A 17,404-nucleotide genomic window follows, 5' to 3' on the forward strand; every position below is an offset into this window, starting at 1 on the left:
GCTCCGGCACCCCGAGAGGCGACCCCCATGGCCCTCAACCCGCAGATCCAGGCCGTGCTCGACGACTTGGCCGCGACCCCCGCGGCCAACACCCTCACCGTGGCGGAGAACCGCGCCGCCGGCCTGGCGTTCGCCTCGTTCGCCGGTGACGTCGTCCCCGTGCGCGAGGTCCGCGACACGAGCTTCCGCAACGGTGACCACGACGTCCCGGTCCGGGTCTACACGCCCGAGACGGTCCCGCCGGGCTCGCCCGCTCCGGTGACGGTGTTCTTCCACGGCGGCGGCTGGGTGTTCGGCGACCTCGACAGCCAGGACCACTACGCCAGGGTCGTCGCGACGCGGTCGAAGACCATCGTCGTCTCCGTCGACTACCGCCTGGCGCCGGAGCACCGGTTCCCCGGAGCCGTCGAGGACGCCTGCGCGGCGCTGCGGTGGGTCGAGCGGAACGCGGGCGCCTTCGGCGCCGATCCGCGGCGCATCGCCCTGTTCGGGGAGAGCGCGGGAGGCAACCTCGCCGCCGTCACCGCGCAGGAGGCGAAGCGCCGCGGCGGACCGGCGGTCACCTTCCAGGCCCTCGCCTACCCCGCGACCGACCGCTTCGACGACAGCGCGTCGATGTACGACCACGCCGCGGGCCCCCTGCTGACGCGCCACTGGCTGGAGTGGTTCTGGGGCGCCTACCTGAACACCCCCGACGAGGGCGCCGACCCCCGCGTCTCCCCGCTGCGCGCGGAGGACCTCGCCGGGCTCCCGGCCGCGTTCATCGTCACCGCCGAGCTCGACCTGCTGCGCGACCAGGGCATCCGGTACGCGGACGCGCTGCGCGAGGCCGGCGTGCCGGTGACGCACCGACCGGTCGAGGGGGTGCCCCACGCGTTCCTGTCCTTCACCCGCGACGTCCAGGTCTCGCGCGACGTGCTGAACGAGATAGGCGACGCCATCGGCGCCGCCTTCGCGTGACAGTGCTCCCCGATCCGCACCTGCAAGTACTACCCGCCGCGCCCGCCGGGGCAGGTTTCCACTACCCGACGGGCGCGGCGGCCGCGACTAGGACCGGGAGATCGCGGTCATGCTCTCCCGGTCGACGACCTTGATCCGCTCCCGGCCGCGCTCGGCGCCCAGCGCGATCTCGTGGGCGTCGAGCTTGCGCCAGCCCTCGACCGTGGTGAACGGCACCGCGCGCTGCTCCAGGAACCGCACGATCGCGTCGGCTTCCGGGTGGGCGGCCTCGGGCAGCGCGTCGGCGTCGGCGAGCAGGCTGGTGATGGTCTCCAGCGCGTCGCCCTTGGTGTGCCCGATCAGCCCGATGGGGCCGCGCTTGATCCAGCCGGTGACGTACACGCCGGGCAGGGCCTGCTCGTCCAGGTCGAGCACGCGCCCGGCGGCGTGCGGCACGGTGCCGGTGGCGTGGTCGAACGGCAGGTCGGCCAGCTGGGTGGACAGGTAGCCCACCGCCCGGTACACCGCCTGCACGGGCCAGTCGGTGAACTCGCCGGTGCCGCGCACGCCGCCGTCGCCGGTCAGCTCCATGCGCTCGGTGCGCAGGCCGGTCACCGCGTCCTCGCCGAGCACCGCCACGGGCGCTTCCAGGAAGTGCAGGTGCAGCTTGCGCGGCCGGTCGCCGACGTCGCGGATGGCCCACTCCTGCAGCGTCCTGACCACCATCTCGACCTGCTTGTTGGAGCGGATGGCGGCCATGCTGGCGGCGTCGAAGTCGATGCCCTCGGGGTGCACGACGACCTCGACGTTGGGGGAGTGGTCCAGTTCGCGCAGCTCCAGCGGGGTGAACTTGGCCTGCGCGGGACCGCGGCGGCCGAACACGTGCACGTCGGTGACCGGGCTGGCCTTGAGGCCCTGGTAGACGTTGTCCGGGATCTCGGTGGTCAGCAGCTCGTCGGCGGTCTTGGCGAGGATGCGCGCCACGTCCAGCGCGACGTTGCCCACGCCCAGCACGGCGACCGAGGACGCGGTCAGCGGCCAGGTGCGCGGCACGTCCGGGTGGCCGTCGTACCAGGAGACGAAGTCCGCGGCGCCGAAGCTGCCGGGCAGGTCGATGCCGGGCACGTCCAGCGGGCGGTCCTTCTCCGCGCCGGTGGAGAAGATCACCGCGTCGTAGAACTGCCGCAGGTCGTCGAGCTTGAGGTCGACGCCGTACTCGACGTTGCCGAAGAACCGGATCTCCGGGCGGTCCAGCACGCGCTGCAGCGCGGTCACGATGCCCTTGATGCGGGGGTGGTCGGGGGCGACGCCGTACCTGATCAGCCCGTAGGGAGCGGGCATCCGCTCGAACAGGTCGATGCTGACCTCGACCTCGGACTTGGTCAGGATGTCGGCGGCGTAGATGCCCGCGGGGCCCGCGCCGACGACCGCGACGCGCAGGGAACGACTCATACCCTTAAGGTTAGGTGAGCCTTAGCTCACTTCTTGGGAGAGGTTGGTCACGGCTACGCTGGACCGATGCGCGTGCTGGTGGTCGACAACTACGACAGCTTCGTCTACAACCTCGTCCAGTACCTGGCCCAGCTCGGCGTCGAGTGCGTGGTGCGGCGCAACGACGCCGTGGAGCTGGACGAGGTCGGCGAGGTCGGCGGCGTGCTGGTCAGCCCCGGCCCCAGCACCCCGGACAAGGCCGGTCGCAGCATGGACGTCATCCGGCGCTGCGCCGACTCCGGCGTGCCGGTGCTCGGCGTGTGCCTCGGCCACCAGGCCATCGGCGCGGTGTGGGGCGGCACCGTGGACCTCGCCCCGGAGCTGCTGCACGGCAAGACCAGCGTGGTGCACCACAACGGCGCGGGCGTGCTGGCGGGCGTGCCCGACCCGTTCACCGCCACCCGGTACCACTCGCTGACCGTGCTGCCCGACACCATCCCGGACGAGTTCGAGGTCACCGGCCGCACCGAGTCGGGCGTGGTGATGGCCATGCGGCACCGCGAGCTGCCGGTGGAGGGCGTCCAGTTCCACCCCGAGTCCGTGCTCACCGAGGGCGGCCACCGGATGCTGGCCAACTGGCTGCGGGTGTGCGGCTACGAGGTGCCCGAGTCCACCGTGGCGCAGCTGGAGAACGGGATGCGGCAGCTCGCCGCCGCCGCGCGCGTGCGCTGAGCCCGAACGACGAAGCCCCCACCCGGATCGCGCCGGGTGGGGGCTTGCGCGTTCGGGGGCGCTACCGGCTGGGCGGTGTCGAGCCGCCGAGCTGGAACTCGCCGACGACCACGTTGATCCGCTGGGTCTTCGAGGTCGCCGTGCCCGCCTTGATCTGCTGACTGCGGATCTTCTTGTCCTGGCCGATCTCGTTGACCGGTTCCTCGGCGGTCACCTGGAGGTCACCGGTCCAGCCCAGCTGCCCGAGCTTGTTGCGGGCCTGGTTCTCGGTCAGCCCGGTCAGGTCCGGCATCACGAACTGGTTGCCCTTGGACACGCTCAGCGTCACCACGGTGTTCTTCTCCGCGCGGCCCCTGGGCGGGTCCTGGGCGATGACCTGGCCCTCTTCCTCCGCGCTGTCCACGTCCTTGGTCTGCACCCGGAAGCCGCTGCCGCGCAGGGTCTCGGTGGCGTTCTCCACCGACTGCCCGGTCACGTCCGGCAGCTGCACCTGCTCCGGGGCGCGGCCGATCTTGATGGTGATCTGGCTGCCCTTGGGCACCTGGGTGTTGGCCTGCGGGTTCTGCTCGGCCACCTTGCCCACCAGCGCCGGGTCCTGGACCTCGATGGTCTGCTGGTTGGGGTCGAGCTTCCAGTCGGTGCCCAGCCTGGTCTGCGCCTCCTGGGCGGTCAGGCCCACCAGGTTGGGCACCGCCGCCTGCTCGGGGTTGGTGCCGACCTTGGCGACCACCTTGCTCAGCCGCTTGACCATCTGGTTGGCGCCGGGGCTGATCTCCAGCACCTTGTCGATGTCGTCGGCGTCGCACGCGGGCGTGCTGCCGGGCTGGCAGGGCACCGGCTGCAGCTCGAACTCCAGCCCCGCCTGCTCGATCATGCCGCGGGCGGCGGCGGAGTTCAGGCCCACCACCGAGGGCACCTTGACCTGCTGCGCGCCGGGGTCCTCCTCGTCGCCGCCCATCAGCGTCATGGTGATCCAGGTCGCCAGCGCCAGCACCGCCACGCACAGCAGCACGACCAGGGTGATCATGATCGCCCTCTTGCGCCGGGCGCGCCGCTCCTCGTCCTCGTCCAGCGGCCCCGACTCGTCGGAGGTCTCGGCGGCGCGCACCGCCTGCGGGCGGTGCCTGCCACCGGTGACGACCTCGGTGCGCTGCGGCGGCGAGGACTGGTTGAGCACCGCGGTCCGGTCCTCCGCGGTCATCACCGCGGGCGCGGACGGGCGCTGTCCGGACAGCACGCGCACCAGGTCCGCGCGCATCTCCGCGGCCGACTGGTAGCGGTTGGCCGGGTTCTTGGCCATCGCCTTGAGCACGATCGCGTCCAGCGCGGGCGTGACCTTGGAGTTCAGCGACGACGGGGGCTTGGGGTCCTCCCGCACGTGCTGGTAGGCCACCGCCACCGGCGAGTCGCCGGTGAACGGGGGCTCCCCGGTCAGCAGCTCGAACAGCACGCAGCCCGAGGCGTACACGTCGCTGCGCGCGTCCACCGACTCGCCGCGGGCCTGCTCCGGCGACAGGTACTGCGCCGTGCCGATCACCGCCGCCGTCTGGGTCACCGCGGCCTGGCCGTCGTGCACCGCGCGGGCGATGCCGAAGTCCATCACCTTCACCGCGCCGGACTTGGTGATCATCACGTTCGCGGGCTTCACGTCCCGGTGCACGATCCCGTGCCGGTGGCTGAAGTCCAGCGCGGCCGACACGTCGGCCATGACCTCCATCGCCCGCTTGCCCGACAGCGGGCCCTGCGTCTTGACGATGTCGCGCAGCGTGCGGCCGTCGACGTACTCCATGACGATGTAGGGCAGCGGCCCGTACTGCGTCTCGGTCTCGCCGGTGTCGTAGACCGCGACGATGGCCGGGTGGTTGAGCGCCGCGGAGTTCTGCGCCTCCCGACGAAACCGCTCCTGGAACTGGGCGTCGCGGGCCAGGTCGGCGCGCAGCACCTTGATCGCCACGTCCCGTCCGAGCCGGACGTCACGACCCTTGTGCACCTCCGACATGCCGCCGTAACCGAGGGTCTCGCCCAGTTCGTAGCGGTTGGAGAGCAGTCGCGGAGTGCTCATCAGTGCGTCGTCCCGCTCCTCGTCAACGGTCTCACCCTCAAGCTTGTTCGTGCCGGTTCAGCCTGGCCGGTCGATCACGTCGGCACGCACGTGACCACCACCCGTGATCCGATCGCGACGTCCCCGCTCGGCGCCACGTCCCGCACCAGGCACCGCTTCGCGTCCTGCGGCGCCCCACCGCGCTCGGTGTGCACCTCGGGCTCCAGGCCGTAGCCGGACAGCTTCGCCGCCGCCTCGTCCGAGGGCAGGTCGACGAAGTCCGCCTCGGCGACCCGCGCCACCGCCTGGCCGGGGATGCGGTCGGTGGAGTCGTCCCGAGCGGCGGGTCGAGCGCTCGTGCCGCCCTGCTGACCAGCCCCACCGGACACCTCGTCGTCCTTGATGACCAAGCGCAAGACGACCACGCCGAGCACGACCAGCGCGGCCACCAGGAAGGCGACCATAACCCACAGCAGAGCGCGACCGCGCCCAGGTGGGCGGGGAGCGGGGGGCAGCGGGCCGAAAGCACCCGTGTGCGCCGCGCCCACCGGCTGGAGGCCGGGGCGCGAGCCGGGGTGGGTCACCGGGATGCCGGGGTGGGTCAGTTGCGCGGGCGGCACCGGGGGACCGGTGCCCGGCTGGGACAGCGGCTGCGACAGGGGCTGGGACAGCGGCTGGGACAGCGGCTGGGACAGGGGTGGCGGGGGCAGCGGCGGCCCCACGGCCATCGCCAGCCCGCTGGGCGCGGGCAGCGGCTGGCCCGCGCGCACCGCCGCCACCGCCGCGGCGAACTCGCCGCCGTTGCGGTAGCGCTGCCGGGGGTCCTTGACCAGGGTCGCCTCGATCAGCGCGCGCGGACCCGGCGGCACGTCCGGCGGCAGCGGCGGGGCGATGTCGCGGATGTGCATCATCGCCACGGTCACCGCGTTCTCCGACAGGAACGGCCGGTGCCCGGTCAGGCACTCGTAGCCGCACACCGCCAGCGCGTACACGTCGCTGGCGGGCTCGGCCTCGTGCCCCAGCGCCTGCTCCGGCGCGATGTAGTGCGCGGTGCCCATGACCATCCCCGAGCGCGTCACCGGCGCCGCGTCGGCCGCCTTCGCGATGCCGAAGTCGGTGATCTTCACCTTGCCCGTGGGCGTGACCATGATGTTGCCCGGCTTGACGTCCCGGTGCACCAGCCCGCGCTCGTGCGCGGCCTGCAGCGCGTTGCCCGCCTGCTCCAGCAGGTCCAGCGTGCGGTCCGGGGTCAGCCTGCCCCTGGCGATGACCGCCGCCAGCGGCTCGCCCTCGACCAGCTCCATCACCAGGTAGGCGGTGTCCTCCGGGCCGTCCGGGGTCGACGCGGTCTCGCCGTAGTCGTGCACCGCGGCGATGCCGGGGTGGTTCAGCGAGGCGGTGGTGCGCGCCTCGGTGCGGAACCGGTGCAGGAACTCCGCGTCCCCGCTGAGCTCGGCCTTGAGCACCTTCACCGCGACGTTGCGGTCCAGCCGGGTGTCGCTGGCCTCCCACACCTCGCCCATGCCGCCCACCGCGATCCGCCTGGACAGGCGGTACCGCTGCGCGAGCAACTGGCCGGAGGTCAGCATCAACGTCCCCCGAGGGCCGCGCCGATCACCGCGCGGCCGATCGGCGCGGCGACCCTGCCGCCGGTGGCGGCCTGGCCGACGTCACCGCCGTTCTCCACGATGACCGCGACGGCGATCTCCGGCTTCTCCGCCGGGGCGAACGCCACGTACCAGGCGTGCGGCTTGGTCGAGCCGACGTCCTCGCCGTGCTCGGCGGTGCCGGTCTTGGAGGCGATGGTGACGCCGCTGAGCTTGCCGCCGCCCGCGGTGTTGCCCTCCGAGGCGACCATCATCTCCCGCAGCATCCGGGCCTGCTCCGGCGACATCGCCTCCTCGACCTCTTCCGGGTCGGTCTCGTCGATCACCTGCAGGTCCGGGGCCAGCACCTTCTGCACCAGGTGGGGCTGCATCCGGGTGCCGCCGTTGGCGATGGTCGCCGCCATCACGGCGTTGGCCAGCGGGGTGACCCGCACGTCGCGCTGGCCGATGCCGCTCTGGTACACCGACGGCCGGTCGGCCATCGGGCCCAGGGTGGACGGCTCCACCGGCAGCGGGATGGTCAGGTCCTCCTGGCCGATGCCGAACTGGGCGGCCTTGGCGCGCAGCTTGTCCGGGCCGAGCTGGTCGGCCAGCACCGCGAACGCGGTGTTGCACGACTTGGCCAGCGCCTCCTGCAGGGTGGCCTTCTGCCCGTCGCCGCAGTTGCTGTCGTTGAAGTTGGGCAGCGTGGTCTGGGTGCCCGGCAGGGTGATCACCGGCCTGCCGTCGACCTGGGTCTCCTTGTTCGCGCCCTCCTCCAGCGCGGCGGCGGCCACGACCAGCTTGAAGGTGGAGCCGGGCGGGTAGATCTGGGCCACCGACCGGTTGAGCGCGGGCTGCCCGTCGTCGTTGTTCAGCGCCGCCCAGGTCTCCTGCTGCACGTCGGTGTCGTGGCTGGCCAGCTGGTTGGGGTCGAACGACGGGGTGCTGGCCATGGCCAGGATCTCGCCGGTGGACGGCCGGATCGCCACCACCGAGCCGGTCAGGCCGCGCTCGGACAGCGCGTTGAACGCCGCCTGCTGCACCCTGGGGTCGATGGTCACCTGCACGCTGCCGCCCTTGGGGTCGCGGCCGGTGATCAGGTCCGACACCCGCTGCGTGATCAGCCGGTCGTCCGAGCCGTTGAGCAGGTCGTCCTCGGCCCGCTCGATCCCGGTCGCGCCGTAGAGCAGCGAGAAGTAGCCGGTCACCGGCGCGTACACCGGGCCGTTGGCGTAGGTGCGCAGGAACTTCAGCCGGTCGTCGGTGGCCTGCACCCCGGCCAGCGGCGAGCCGTCCGAGGCGATGATCGAGCCGCGCTCGCGGGAGTAGGTGTCCAGCAGCACCCGGCTGTTGTGCGGGTTCTTGCGGTAGTCGTCGGCCTTGATGACCTGCACGTAGGTGGCGTTGCCCATCAGCAGCAGGATCATCGCCATCATGGCGATGCCGATCCTGCGGAGCGGTTTGTTCATTTCGGGCGCTCCACCATCACAGTGAACTGGTCGGCGATCGCGGGCTGCTGGGGCCGCGGCTTGGGCGCGGACTTGGGCGCCCGCGCCGCGTCGGAGATCCGCAGCAGCAGCGCGACCAGGATGTAGTTGGCCAGCAGCGACGAGCCGCCGTAGGACAGGAACGGGGCCGTGATGCCGGTCATCGGGATCAACTTGGTCACCCCGCCGACGACGATGAACACCTGGAAGCACAGCGCGAACGCCAGGCCGCCGCCGAGCAGCTTGCCGAACGTGTCGCGCACCGCCAGCGCGTTGCGCAGGCCGCGCAGCGCGAACACGGCGTAGATCAGCAGCACCGCGGCCAGCCCGACGAAGCCCAGCTCCTCGCCGATCACGGCGGTGATGAAGTCGGTGTTGGCCTCGGGGATCTCGTCCGGCCGCCCGCTGCCCAGGCCCGCGCCGAACAGGCCGCCGGTGCCCAGGCCGAACAGCGACTGCAGGATCTGGTAGCCGGCGTCGTCCGGGTCGGCGAACGGGTCCAGCCAGTTCTGCACGCGGATCTGCACGTGGCCGAACAGCCGCCACGCCACCACCGCGCCCGCGCAGAACATGCCCACGCCCAGCACCACCCACGCGGCCCGCTCGGTGGCCACGTACAGCAGCACCAGCACGATGCCGAAGAACAGCAGCGAGCTGCCCAGGTCGCGCTGCAGCACCATGATGCTCACGCCGACCGCCCACGCGGCGATCAGCGGGCCCAGGTCGCGGGCGCGCGGCAGGTCCAGCCCCAGCACCCGACGGCCCGCGGTGGTGAACAGGTCGCGCTTGGAGACCAGGAAGGCCGCGAAGAACACCATCAGCAGGATCTTGGCGAACTCACCGGGCTGGATGGAGAACGCGCCGAAGTTCAGCCAGATCTTCGCGCCGTTGATCGGCGGCGCGATGAAGCTGGGCAGCACGCCGGGCAGCATCAGCGCCACCAGGCCGAGCAGCCCGGAGGTGTAGCCGTAGCGGGCCAGCGTGCGGTGGTCGGACAGCACCTTGAGCGCCACGATGAACAGCACCAGCGCGATCGCGGTCCACAGCACCTGCTTGGGCGCGGCGGGCGACCAGACGCTGCCGTCCGGCATCACCACGCCCTCCATGGCCAGGTCGATGCGGTGGATGACCACCAGCCCCAGTCCGTTGAGCAGCGCCACGCACGGCAGCATCACCGGGTCCGCGTACGGGGCCCAGGCGCGCACCGCCAGGTGCGTGATCGACAGCAGCGCCAGGTAGGCCAGGCCGTACCAGACGATGCGCAGGCTCAGCTCCTTCTCCTGGTTGGCCTCGACCAGGATCAGCGCGAGCGTCACCAGCACCGCGGAGAACGCGAGCATGAACAGCTCGGTGCTCCGCTTGGTGGGCGGACGCAGGCCCGGCGAGGTGCTGCTCGCCGGGGAGACAGGGGTGCCTTCCGCGCCGGGTACCGGCGAACCCATCGACTACTGACCCTTCCGGCAGTTGGTGCCCGGCTCCGGCACCAGCGTGGGGAGCGGCGTCCCCTCGGTGGTGGTGGACGTGGTGGTCGGCGCCGACGAGGACGCCGACGGGTCCGGGTTGGGCGTGCCCGTGGTGGTGGTCGTGGTGGTGGTCGTCGTCTCGGAGGTCGGCGTGGCGGTCTGCTCCGAGCACAGCGGCAGCGTCTGCTCGGTGCGCAGCCTGCGGATGGCCTCGCGCGCGCCCTCCAGGCCGTCCACGTTGGTGATGCCGTTGCGCACCACGTCCCTGGTGGAGACCTTCAGGTCGTTGATGGTGATCGGCTCGCACGCCTGCGCGCCGGGCGGGCAGGAGCCCTCCACCACGCGGTGCAGCTCGAAGCCGAGCACGCTGCCGGTGACCCCGCGGAAGATCGACACCTGGCCGTCCTCGGTGGCCCCGACGTAGTACTGGCGCAGCACGTACCACCGGGTGCCCAGGCCCGCGGCGGCCAGCACCAGCAGCAGGAACACCACCAGGCCCAGCGCCTTGAGCTTGCTCCGGCGCTTGGGCGCGGGGGCGGGCGGCGGCGGCTCGACCCTCGGCGGCGCCGGTCGGGGCCCGGTGATGGAACTCGCCCGCGAGGCGGGCGAGTCGGGGGGTGGTGGGTCTTCGCTGCCGTCTCCGGCGGCGCCGCCCACTATCGGCGCGTCCTCGCCGAAGTCGATGTCGACCACGTCGGCGACCACGACCGTGACGTTGTCCGGGCCGCCGCCCTTGAGCGCCAGCTCGATCATCCGGTCCGCGCACGCCTGCGGGTCGGGGATGCGGATGGCCTCTTCCAGCGTCTCCTGGCTGACCACGCCGGACAGGCCGTCCGAGCACAGCAGGTACCGGTCGCCGGGCCGGGCCTCCCGGACCATCAGCCGCGGCTCCACCTCGTGGCCGGTCAGCGCGCGCAGCAGCAGCGAGCGCTGCGGGTGCGTGGCCGCCTCCTCCTCGGTGATGCGGCCTTCGTCGATCAGCGACTGCACGAACGTGTCGTCGTGCGTGATCTGCGTGAACGTGCCGTTGCGCAGCATGTAGGCGCGCGAGTCGCCGATGTGCACCAGGCCCAGCCTGCTGCCCGCGAACAGCACGGCGGTGAGCGTGGTGCCCATGCCGTCCAGGTCGGGGTCGCTCTGCACGAGCTCGGAGATCGCGCCGTTGCCCGCGATCACCGCCTCGCGGAGCTGGCCGAGCAGGTCGTCGCCGGGCTCGTCGTCGTCGAGCGGGGCGAGCGCGGCGATGACGACCTTGCTGGCCACCTCGCCCGCGGCGTGGCCGCCCATGCCGTCGGCGAGCGCGAGCAGTCGAGGACCCGCGTACACGGAGTCCTGGTTGTTCGAGCGGACCAGGCCCCGGTCGCTGCGGGCCGCGTATCGAAGGACGAGGGTCATGAGCGCAGCTCGATCACCGTTTTGCCGATTCGGATCGGGGAGCCGAGCGGGACCCGGAGGGGGGCCGTGACTTTCGCCCGGTCGAGGTACGTGCCGTTCGTGGAGCCGAGGTCTTCCACGTACCAGTCGGACCCGCGCATGGACAGCCGCGCGTGCCTGGTCGACGCGAAGTCGTCGTCCAGCACGAGCGTGGAGTCGTCCGCGCGGCCGATGAGGATCGGCTTGCCGTCAAGCGTGATGCGCGTGCCTGCCAGCGCACCGTGCGTGACGACGAGTTGCCGGGGAGCTCTGCCGCCCTTGGCGGCCTTGCCCGCACCTCTGCGGAAGCTCGGTGTCGGGACGCGCAGTCCCGACGCCGCGTAGAGGTCCGAGCGGACGACTCGAAGCGCAGCCAACACGAACAACCAGAGCAGGATGAGGAAACCCGCTCTGGTCAGCTGCATCACCAGCTCTGGCACCGGTTGTAACCGCTCCTGACTTGAGTGCCGTCACGCCACGCCGTCTCGACCTCAGCCCTGTGTGCGGAAGACCAGCGAGGAGTGGCCGATGCGGACGACGTCGCCTTCCGCGAGCTGCCAAGTCTGCACTGGAGTGCCGTTCACCGTGGTGCCGTTGGTCGAACCGAGATCAGCGAGCATGGCACTGTGCCCGTCCCAGGTGATCTCCAGGTGCCTCCTGGAGACGCCGGTGTCGGGCAGCCGGAAGTCCGCCTCCTGGCCGCGGCCGACCACGTTGCCGCCCTGCTTGAGGTTGTAGGTGCGGTTGGAGCCGTCGTCCAGGTGCAGCGTCGCGTTGAGCTGGCGGGGACCGGACTGCACCGCGGGCGGCGCGTAGCCCTGGGCCGGGTCGGCGTAGCCCGGCTGCCCGTAGCCCGGCTGGCCGTAGCCCTGGTCGTAGCCGGGCTGCTGGCCGCCGTAGCCCTGGTCGTAGCCCTGGGGCTGCTGGCCGTAGCCCTGGTCGTAGCCGGGCTGCTGACCGCCGTAGCCCTGGTCGTAGCCGGGCTGGCCGTAGCCGGGCTGCTGGCCGCCGTAGCCCTGGTCGTAGCCCTGGGGCTGCTGGCCGTAGCCCTGGTCGTAACCGGGCTGCTGGCCGCCGTAGCCCTGGTCGTAGCCGGGCTGGCCGTAGCCGCCGGGCTGCTGGCCGCCGTAACCCTGCTGGTCGTAGCCGGGCTGCTGGCCGTAACCCTGGTCGTAGCCCTGCTGCTGGCCGTAGCCGCCCTGCGCATAGGGGTCGTAGCCGGGCTGGCCCTGTCCTTGTCCGTAGCCGGGAGGCTGGCTCATCGATCCGTCTCCTGCAGTGCGAGGTGGTGCTGACCGTCGGCTGGCAACTTTCACGTCGGGGTCGACGGACGAGCTGGTTCGGAACTGTCCGGTGTGCAGCGCGTCGGAGCGCTCCAGGGAGACTACGACGTCACCATAGGTATCCCATCCGCTCTCCTCGAGGTGCTCCCGGATGGAGTCCCCCAGTAGCTGGGTGATGCGTAGTTCATCCTGCCCGTCACCGGCAAGCCGATCGTGGTCCTGGGGTCCCAGCAGGACCTGGTAGTGGTTCGGTGCGAGCAGCCTGCCACCCGCCAACTCGCGGATGTTGCCCTCCGCCTCCCGCTGCAGCGCCTGCGCCACTTCCTGCGGGACGACGTTCCCGCCGAACACGCGGGCGAAGGTGTTCCCGACTATGCCTTCGAGACGGCGCTCGAAGCGCTGTACGAGGCCCACGGCAACCCTCCGACTCGGTCGACTTCTGACCCGATCGTATCCGGGGTGACGTGCCGGTACACGGCCCAATTGGCAATCGCGCGGATGATCGTGCTAGGGTTCTTCTCGTCGCTCCGGGCGAGTGGCGGAATGGCAGACGCGCACGGTTCAGGTCCGTGTGTCCGAAAGGACGTGGGGGTTCAACTCCCCCCTCGCCCACCGAATAACGAAGAACCCCCGTCCCTCCGGACGGGGGTTCTTCGTTGTTGTGTCGGAGGTCGCACACCCGACCCCGGTCGGGCCTGCCGCACCCGCCCACCTGCCGCCCGGCCGCGTTCGGCGGCCCGGAATTTTCTCGTGATGTGTGTCACCCGAGTGGTTGCGAGCCGATCGGGGTGCTCGGGGTTGGGGATGTTGTGGCGGCTGCCGACGGGTGTTGTGGGTCTCCGTTTGTCTCGGCGCGGTGTCGGTCAGGTCTCAGGAGATCACGGCTCGTTGGTCGGTTGCTCTGGCGCGGTGAGCGGTCGATGAACGGTCGGTCCCGACCGTCCACCCCGGTCGGGTGAGGGTTTCCGGGGGGTCCGCCAGGCACGGGGAGTGCACGGCGAGGGGGTGAACGGGGGTGTCGTGTCACCCAGACGGCAGCATGGTCGGGCCGAACTCCCCTCGGGGGTTGTCGACCGGTCACCGACTGGTCGTTGCCGTCGATCGCAGGGGTGGTGTCAGGTCGGCGGAGTCGAGAGGGCCGGCTGGTAGGCCTATACCCGGAGCACGAGTCGAAACGCGGCGGAGCGTCCGCCGTGGTTCCCGAGGAGGCTTTGGCGTGAGCAGCACACCAGCACGGATCGAGGTAGCCGACGGCTCGCGGGTGTCGTCGGGTGCGGCTGTTCCGGTCCCCGAACTGCCCGGCCCGGTCGAGGAGCTGGCCGCCGCCGCGGCGGAGCGCCTCGGCTGGCGCGGTGTGGTGCTGCCGGAGATGGTCCTGATGGGCCGCAAGGTGGTCGTGGTCGCCGAGCTGCTCGCCGACGCGCACGCCGAGCGGGTGTGCGTGGGCGCGGGCCCCGAGCCCGACCGGGCCACCGTGTCCACGTGGGTGTGGCCGGAGATGGACGGCCGCGTGCCGCCCGCCGCGGTCCGCATCGTCGGCGTGCTGGCGGTCGCCCGGCACTGGCGCACCGCGCTGGCCTCCGCGGTGCCCTTCGCCCGCTTCGGCAACGCCGCCGCGGTGCTGCCCACGTCCGTGGCGTTCACCCACGACTACCTGGCCAACTGCCTGCCCCGCGTGCGCCGCTACGGGGTGAGCGTGCTCCTGGCCGACCAGCACCGCGAGCTGACCACCGACGTCGCCGGGCGCAACGAGACCGTGCCGGTGGAGGACACCGCCACCACCCGCTGGGTCAACGAGCTGGTCTACGAGCGGGTGCTGGCGACCGCGGTCTGACCTACCGTTCCCGCATGAGGATCGTCATCGCGGGTGGGCACGGCAAGATCGCTCTGCACGTCCAGCGGCTGCTGGCCGCCAGGGGCGACGCGGCGGTCGCGCTGGTGCGCAACCCGGACCACTTCGACGACGTGCGGGCCGCGGGCGGCACCCCGGTGCACTGCGACCTGGAGGCGGCGGAGGTCGACTCGGTCGCCGGGCACCTGGCGGGCGCGGACGCGGCGCTGTTCGCCGCGGGCGCCGGGCCGGGCAGCGGGGTGGCCCGCAAGGACACCGTCGACCGCGCCGCGGCGCAGCTGTTCGCCGAGGCCGCGCAGCGGGCGGGCGTGCGCCGGTTCGTCCAGATCAGCAGCACCGGCATCGGCCGCACCACGGGCGACGAGGTGTTCGACGCCTACCTGCGGGCCAAGGGCGCGGCCGAGGAGGACCTGCGGGCCCGCGACCTGGACTGGACCATCCTGCGGCCGGGGCGGCTGACCGACGACGAGCCGACCGGCCTGGTCGAGCTGTCCGAGTCGGAGCTGAGCGGGGCCGTCCCCAGGGCGGACGTGGCCGCCGTGGTGGTGGCGCTGCTGGACCGGCCCGGCGCGGTGCGCCGCACGTACTCGCTGATCAGCGGCGACACCCCGATCGGGGAGATCGGCTAGCCCAGCACGCGGTCCAGGTAGGCGTTGCCGAACTTGCCCTCGGGGTCGACCTCGGCCCGGACCCGGCGGAAGTCGTCGAAGTGCGGGTACCGCTCGCGCAGCGCGGCGGCGTCCAAGCGGTGCATCTTGCCCCAGTGCGGACGCCCGCCGACCGCGCCCGCGATGCGCTCGAAGGCGTCGAAGTACCGGCGGTAGGGCATCCCCAGGAACTGGTGCACCGCGACGTAGGCGGTGTCGCGGCCGAACGCGGTGGACAGCCAGATGTCGTCGCCCGCCGCCACCCGCACCTCGACCGGCACCAGCACGCCGTGGTCCAGCCGCGCCACCACCGCGCGCAGCTCGCGCAGCACGTCGTGCAGGGCGGCGCGCGGGACGGCGTACTCGGTCTCCACGAACCGGACCCGCCGGGGGGTGGTGAACACCCGGTGCGAGACGTCCCGGTGGACGCGCTTGCCGGTCAGCGCGCCGCACATCCAGCTCAGCGCCCTGCTCGCGGGCGGCACGGCGCGCGCGAGGCCGCACACCAGCCCGTACGCGCCGTTCTGCATGAGCTCGTACTCGTAGAAGCGGCGCAGGTCGGACATCGGCGCGGGCGGCTCGTCGACCCGGTTGTTCCGCTTCACCATCACCCAGTCGCCGTGCGGGAACCAGTGGAACTCGACGTGGTCCTCCACGGCGGTGAGGTGGTCGAACCGCTCCAGCAGCGGGTCGAGCCGATCGCGGTACTCGCGGGCGTGCAGCACGAACGACGGCACGCAGCGCAGCGTCACGGTGCTGATCACGCCGAGCGCGCCGAGGCCGACGCGGGCGGCGTGGAACAGCTCGGGCCGCTCGTCGGCGGAGCAGCGGACCAGGCTGCCGTCGGCGAGCACCAGCTCCAGCGCGGCCACCTGGGTGGCCAGGCCGCCGAACTCGGCGCCGGTGCCGTGGGTGCCGGTGGAGATGGCCCCGGCGATGGTCTGGGCGTCGATGTCGCCGAGGTTGGCCATGGCCAGGCCCAGGTCGTCGAGCAGGGCGTTGAGCTGCCGCAGCGTGGTGCCGGAGCGGACCGTGACCAGGGTGCCGGAGACCTCGACCAGGCCGGTCCAGGCGTCCAGGTCCAGCGCCGCGCCGGGGGCGACGGCGATGCCGGTGAAGGAGTGGCCGCTGCCGCGCGGGCGGATGGCGGGCGCCGCGGCCACCGCTTCGGCGATCTGCTCCGCGCTGGTCGGGCGCTCGACCCGGTGCGGGGTGGCGGACGCGGTGCGTGACCAGTTCGTCCACGTGGTGCCCATGCAGCCTCCAGGTGTGGCGCGTGCCACGCACGGTAGGTGAAAGCTATTCACCTTTCAAGGGTCGGCGTCGTACCGTGGTGCCATGCAGCCCAGAACCCGCTTCGACGCCGCGACCAAGGGGCTGGAGCCCCCGTTCGCGGTGGTCGACCTGGACGCCTTCGACCGCAACGCGGCGGCGCTGGTGCGCCGGGCGGGCGGCAAGCCGATCCGGGTGGCCAGCAAGTCGGTGCGGGTGCGCGCGCTGCTGGAGCGGGTGCTGGCGCGGCCGGGCTTCCGCGGCCTGATGTGCTACTCGCTGCCCGAGGCGCTGTGGCTGTCCGGCCACGACCTCAGCGACGACCTGCTGGTGGCCTACCCGACCGTCGACCACACCGCGCTGCGCCTGCTGGCCCGCGACGAGCGGGCGCGCGGGCGGATCACCCTGGTGGTCGACTCGCCCGAGCACCTGGACCTGGTCGACGCCGCGCTGGGACCGGCGCACCCGGACATCCGGGTGTGCCTCGAGCTGGACGTCTCCTGGCGGCCGCTGCCGGGCCTGCACGTCGGCCCGCGCCGCTCGCCGGTGCACACCGCCCGCGACGCGCGGTCGCTGGCCGCCCTCGTCGCCGCCCGGCGCGGCTTCCGGCTGGTGGCGGTGATGGCCTACGAGGGCCAGATCGCCGGACTGGGCGACGCCCCGCCCGGACGGCCGCTGCGCGGCGCGGTGCTGCGCTGGGCGCAGCGCCGGTCGGCCGCCGAGCTGGCGGAGCGCCGGGCGGCGGCCGTGGCGGCGGTGCGCGAGGTGGCCGAGCTGGAGTTCGTCAACGGGGGCGGCACGGGCAGCCTGGAGAGCACCGGGGCCGACCCGTCGGTGACCGAGCTGGCCGCCGGGTCCGGCCTGGTCGGGCCGACCCTGTTCGACGGCTACCGGGGCTTCCGGCCCGAGCCCGCCGCGCTGTTCGCGCTGCCGGTGGTGCGCAGGCCCGCGCGCCGGGTGGCCACGCTGTTCGCGGGCGGCTACGTCGCCTCGGGCACGGCCACCGCCGATCGCCAGCCCAGCCCCCACCTGCCCAGGGGGCTCAAGCTGCTGGCGCTGGAGGGGGCGGGGGAGGTGCAGACCCCGGTGGCGGGCCGGGCGGCCGACGAGCTGCGCCTGGGCGACCGGGTGTGGCTGCGGCACGCCAAGGCGGGCGAGCTGGCCGAGCGCTTCGACCACTACCACCTGGTGCGCGGCGACCTGCTGGAGGGAACCGCCCCCACCTACCGGGGCGAGGGCCGCAACTTCGGCTGAC

General features: G+C 72.5%; 14 protein-coding genes and 1 tRNA gene. 6 read left to right on the forward strand and 9 right to left on the reverse strand.

Translation table 11 applies throughout. The features are described from left to right. Nucleotides 1–27: 27 nt before the first annotated feature. Nucleotides 28–960 carry an alpha/beta hydrolase gene (locus JOF41_RS30670; RefSeq protein WP_209623462.1) on the forward strand — a complete coding sequence of 311 codons (933 nt, stop codon included), beginning with the start codon at nt 28–30 and terminating at the stop codon, nt 958–960. 87 nt (nt 961–1,047) lie between these two features. Here JOF41_RS30670 and JOF41_RS30675 read toward each other — a convergent pair whose 3' ends face one another. Next, complete coding sequence (locus JOF41_RS30675) at nt 1,048–2,391, reverse strand: FAD-dependent oxidoreductase (protein WP_189221525.1); 1,344 nt, start codon at nt 2,389–2,391, stop codon at nt 1,048–1,050. Between the two features lie 66 nt (nt 2,392–2,457). Here JOF41_RS30675 and JOF41_RS30680 point away from each other — a divergent pair, with 66 nt between their 5' ends. Beyond that, a complete protein-coding gene (locus JOF41_RS30680; protein ID WP_189221524.1) occupies nt 2,458–3,102 on the forward strand; it encodes an aminodeoxychorismate/anthranilate synthase component II in 645 nt (214 codons plus the stop codon). A 61-nt stretch (nt 3,103–3,163) separates the two neighbouring features. Here the strand turns inward: JOF41_RS30680 and pknB are convergent, their stop codons facing one another. The 7 genes from pknB to JOF41_RS30715 all read right to left on the reverse strand — a co-directional run bounded on the left by pknB (nt 3,164) and on the right by JOF41_RS30715 (nt 12,792). Beyond that, nucleotides 3,164–5,164, reverse strand: coding sequence for a Stk1 family PASTA domain-containing Ser/Thr kinase (gene pknB / locus JOF41_RS30685; RefSeq protein ID WP_189221523.1), 2,001 nt, complete (start codon nt 5,162–5,164; stop codon nt 3,164–3,166). A 74-nt stretch (nt 5,165–5,238) separates the two neighbouring features. Next, a complete protein-coding gene (locus JOF41_RS37480; protein ID WP_244989733.1) occupies nt 5,239–6,732 on the reverse strand; it encodes a serine/threonine-protein kinase in 1,494 nt (497 codons plus the stop codon). Then, a complete protein-coding gene (locus JOF41_RS30695; protein WP_189221521.1) occupies nt 6,732–8,201 on the reverse strand; it encodes a peptidoglycan D,D-transpeptidase FtsI family protein in 1,470 nt (489 codons plus the stop codon). Before JOF41_RS30695 ends, JOF41_RS37480 begins: the two co-directional genes overlap by 1 nt. Further along, nucleotides 8,198–9,661, reverse strand: coding sequence for an FtsW/RodA/SpoVE family cell cycle protein (locus JOF41_RS30700; protein WP_189221520.1), 1,464 nt, complete (start codon nt 9,659–9,661; stop codon nt 8,198–8,200). Before JOF41_RS30700 ends, JOF41_RS30695 begins: the two co-directional genes overlap by 4 nt. 3 nt (nt 9,662–9,664) lie before the next feature. Then, nucleotides 9,665–11,077, reverse strand: a complete 1,413-nt coding sequence (locus JOF41_RS30705) for a PP2C family protein-serine/threonine phosphatase (RefSeq protein WP_189221519.1) — start codon at nt 11,075–11,077, stop codon at nt 9,665–9,667. Next, nucleotides 11,074–11,535, reverse strand: coding sequence for an FHA domain-containing protein FhaB/FipA (locus JOF41_RS30710; protein ID WP_189221518.1), 462 nt, complete (start codon nt 11,533–11,535; stop codon nt 11,074–11,076). Before JOF41_RS30710 ends, JOF41_RS30705 begins: the two co-directional genes overlap by 4 nt. Before the next feature lie 51 nt (nt 11,536–11,586). Then, nucleotides 11,587–12,792, reverse strand: a complete 1,206-nt coding sequence (locus tag JOF41_RS30715) for an FHA domain-containing protein (RefSeq protein WP_209623463.1) — start codon at nt 12,790–12,792, stop codon at nt 11,587–11,589. Between the two features lie 115 nt (nt 12,793–12,907). Here JOF41_RS30715 and JOF41_RS30720 point away from each other — a divergent pair. The 3 genes from JOF41_RS30720 to JOF41_RS30730 all read left to right on the forward strand — a co-directional run bounded on the left by JOF41_RS30720 (nt 12,908) and on the right by JOF41_RS30730 (nt 14,859). Continuing rightward, a tRNA-Leu gene (locus JOF41_RS30720) sits at nt 12,908–12,990 on the forward strand. Nucleotides 12,991–13,594: 604 nt separating this feature from the next. Continuing rightward, nucleotides 13,595–14,212: a hypothetical protein gene (locus JOF41_RS30725; protein ID WP_189221516.1), complete on the forward strand. Its 618-nt coding sequence runs from the start codon at nt 13,595–13,597 to the stop codon at nt 14,210–14,212. 14 nt (nt 14,213–14,226) lie between these two features. Continuing rightward, nucleotides 14,227–14,859: an NAD(P)H-binding protein gene (locus JOF41_RS30730; protein WP_189221515.1), complete on the forward strand. Its 633-nt coding sequence runs from the start codon at nt 14,227–14,229 to the stop codon at nt 14,857–14,859. On the opposite strand, the gene JOF41_RS30735 is transcribed toward JOF41_RS30730, so the two are convergent. Next, nucleotides 14,856–16,133 carry a D-arabinono-1,4-lactone oxidase gene (locus tag JOF41_RS30735; protein ID WP_209623464.1) on the reverse strand — a complete coding sequence of 426 codons (1,278 nt, stop codon included), beginning with the start codon at nt 16,131–16,133 and terminating at the stop codon, nt 14,856–14,858. The two genes, JOF41_RS30730 and JOF41_RS30735, sit on opposite strands and share 4 nt — an antisense overlap. Before the next feature lie 82 nt (nt 16,134–16,215). Between JOF41_RS30735 and JOF41_RS30740 the strand changes: the two genes are divergently transcribed. Next, complete coding sequence (locus JOF41_RS30740) at nt 16,216–17,403, forward strand: amino acid deaminase/aldolase (RefSeq protein WP_209623465.1); 1,188 nt, start codon at nt 16,216–16,218, stop codon at nt 17,401–17,403. The last annotated feature ends 1 nt before the right edge of the window (nt 17,404 follow it).

It is taken from the genome of Saccharothrix coeruleofusca, assembly GCF_017876325.1.
Lineage (GTDB): Bacteria > Actinomycetota > Actinomycetes > Mycobacteriales > Pseudonocardiaceae > Actinosynnema > Actinosynnema coeruleofuscum.

Bases quoted from the DNA above. Each gene is read 5' to 3' on its own strand.
- JOF41_RS30735 (WP_209623464.1), bottom strand. From the start codon at position 16,133: ATGGGCACCACGTGGACGAACTGGTCACGCACCGCGTCCGCCACCCCG.
- pknB (WP_189221523.1), bottom strand. From the start codon at position 5,164: ATGAGCACTCCGCGACTGCTCTCCAACCGCTACGAACTGGGCGAGACC.
- JOF41_RS30695 (WP_189221521.1), bottom strand. From the start codon at position 8,201: ATGAACAAACCGCTCCGCAGGATCGGCATCGCCATGATGGCGATGATC.
- JOF41_RS30730 (WP_189221515.1), top strand. From the start codon at position 14,227: ATGAGGATCGTCATCGCGGGTGGGCACGGCAAGATCGCTCTGCACGTC.
- JOF41_RS30670 (WP_209623462.1), top strand. From the start codon at position 28: ATGGCCCTCAACCCGCAGATCCAGGCCGTGCTCGACGACTTGGCCGCG.
- JOF41_RS30700 (WP_189221520.1), bottom strand. From the start codon at position 9,661: ATGGGTTCGCCGGTACCCGGCGCGGAAGGCACCCCTGTCTCCCCGGCG.
- JOF41_RS30675 (WP_189221525.1), bottom strand. From the start codon at position 2,391: ATGAGTCGTTCCCTGCGCGTCGCGGTCGTCGGCGCGGGCCCCGCGGGC.
- JOF41_RS30680 (WP_189221524.1), top strand. From the start codon at position 2,458: ATGCGCGTGCTGGTGGTCGACAACTACGACAGCTTCGTCTACAACCTC.
- JOF41_RS37480 (WP_244989733.1), bottom strand. From the start codon at position 6,732: ATGCTGACCTCCGGCCAGTTGCTCGCGCAGCGGTACCGCCTGTCCAGG.
- JOF41_RS30740 (WP_209623465.1), top strand. From the start codon at position 16,216: ATGCAGCCCAGAACCCGCTTCGACGCCGCGACCAAGGGGCTGGAGCCC.
- JOF41_RS30705 (WP_189221519.1), bottom strand. From the start codon at position 11,077: ATGACCCTCGTCCTTCGATACGCGGCCCGCAGCGACCGGGGCCTGGTC.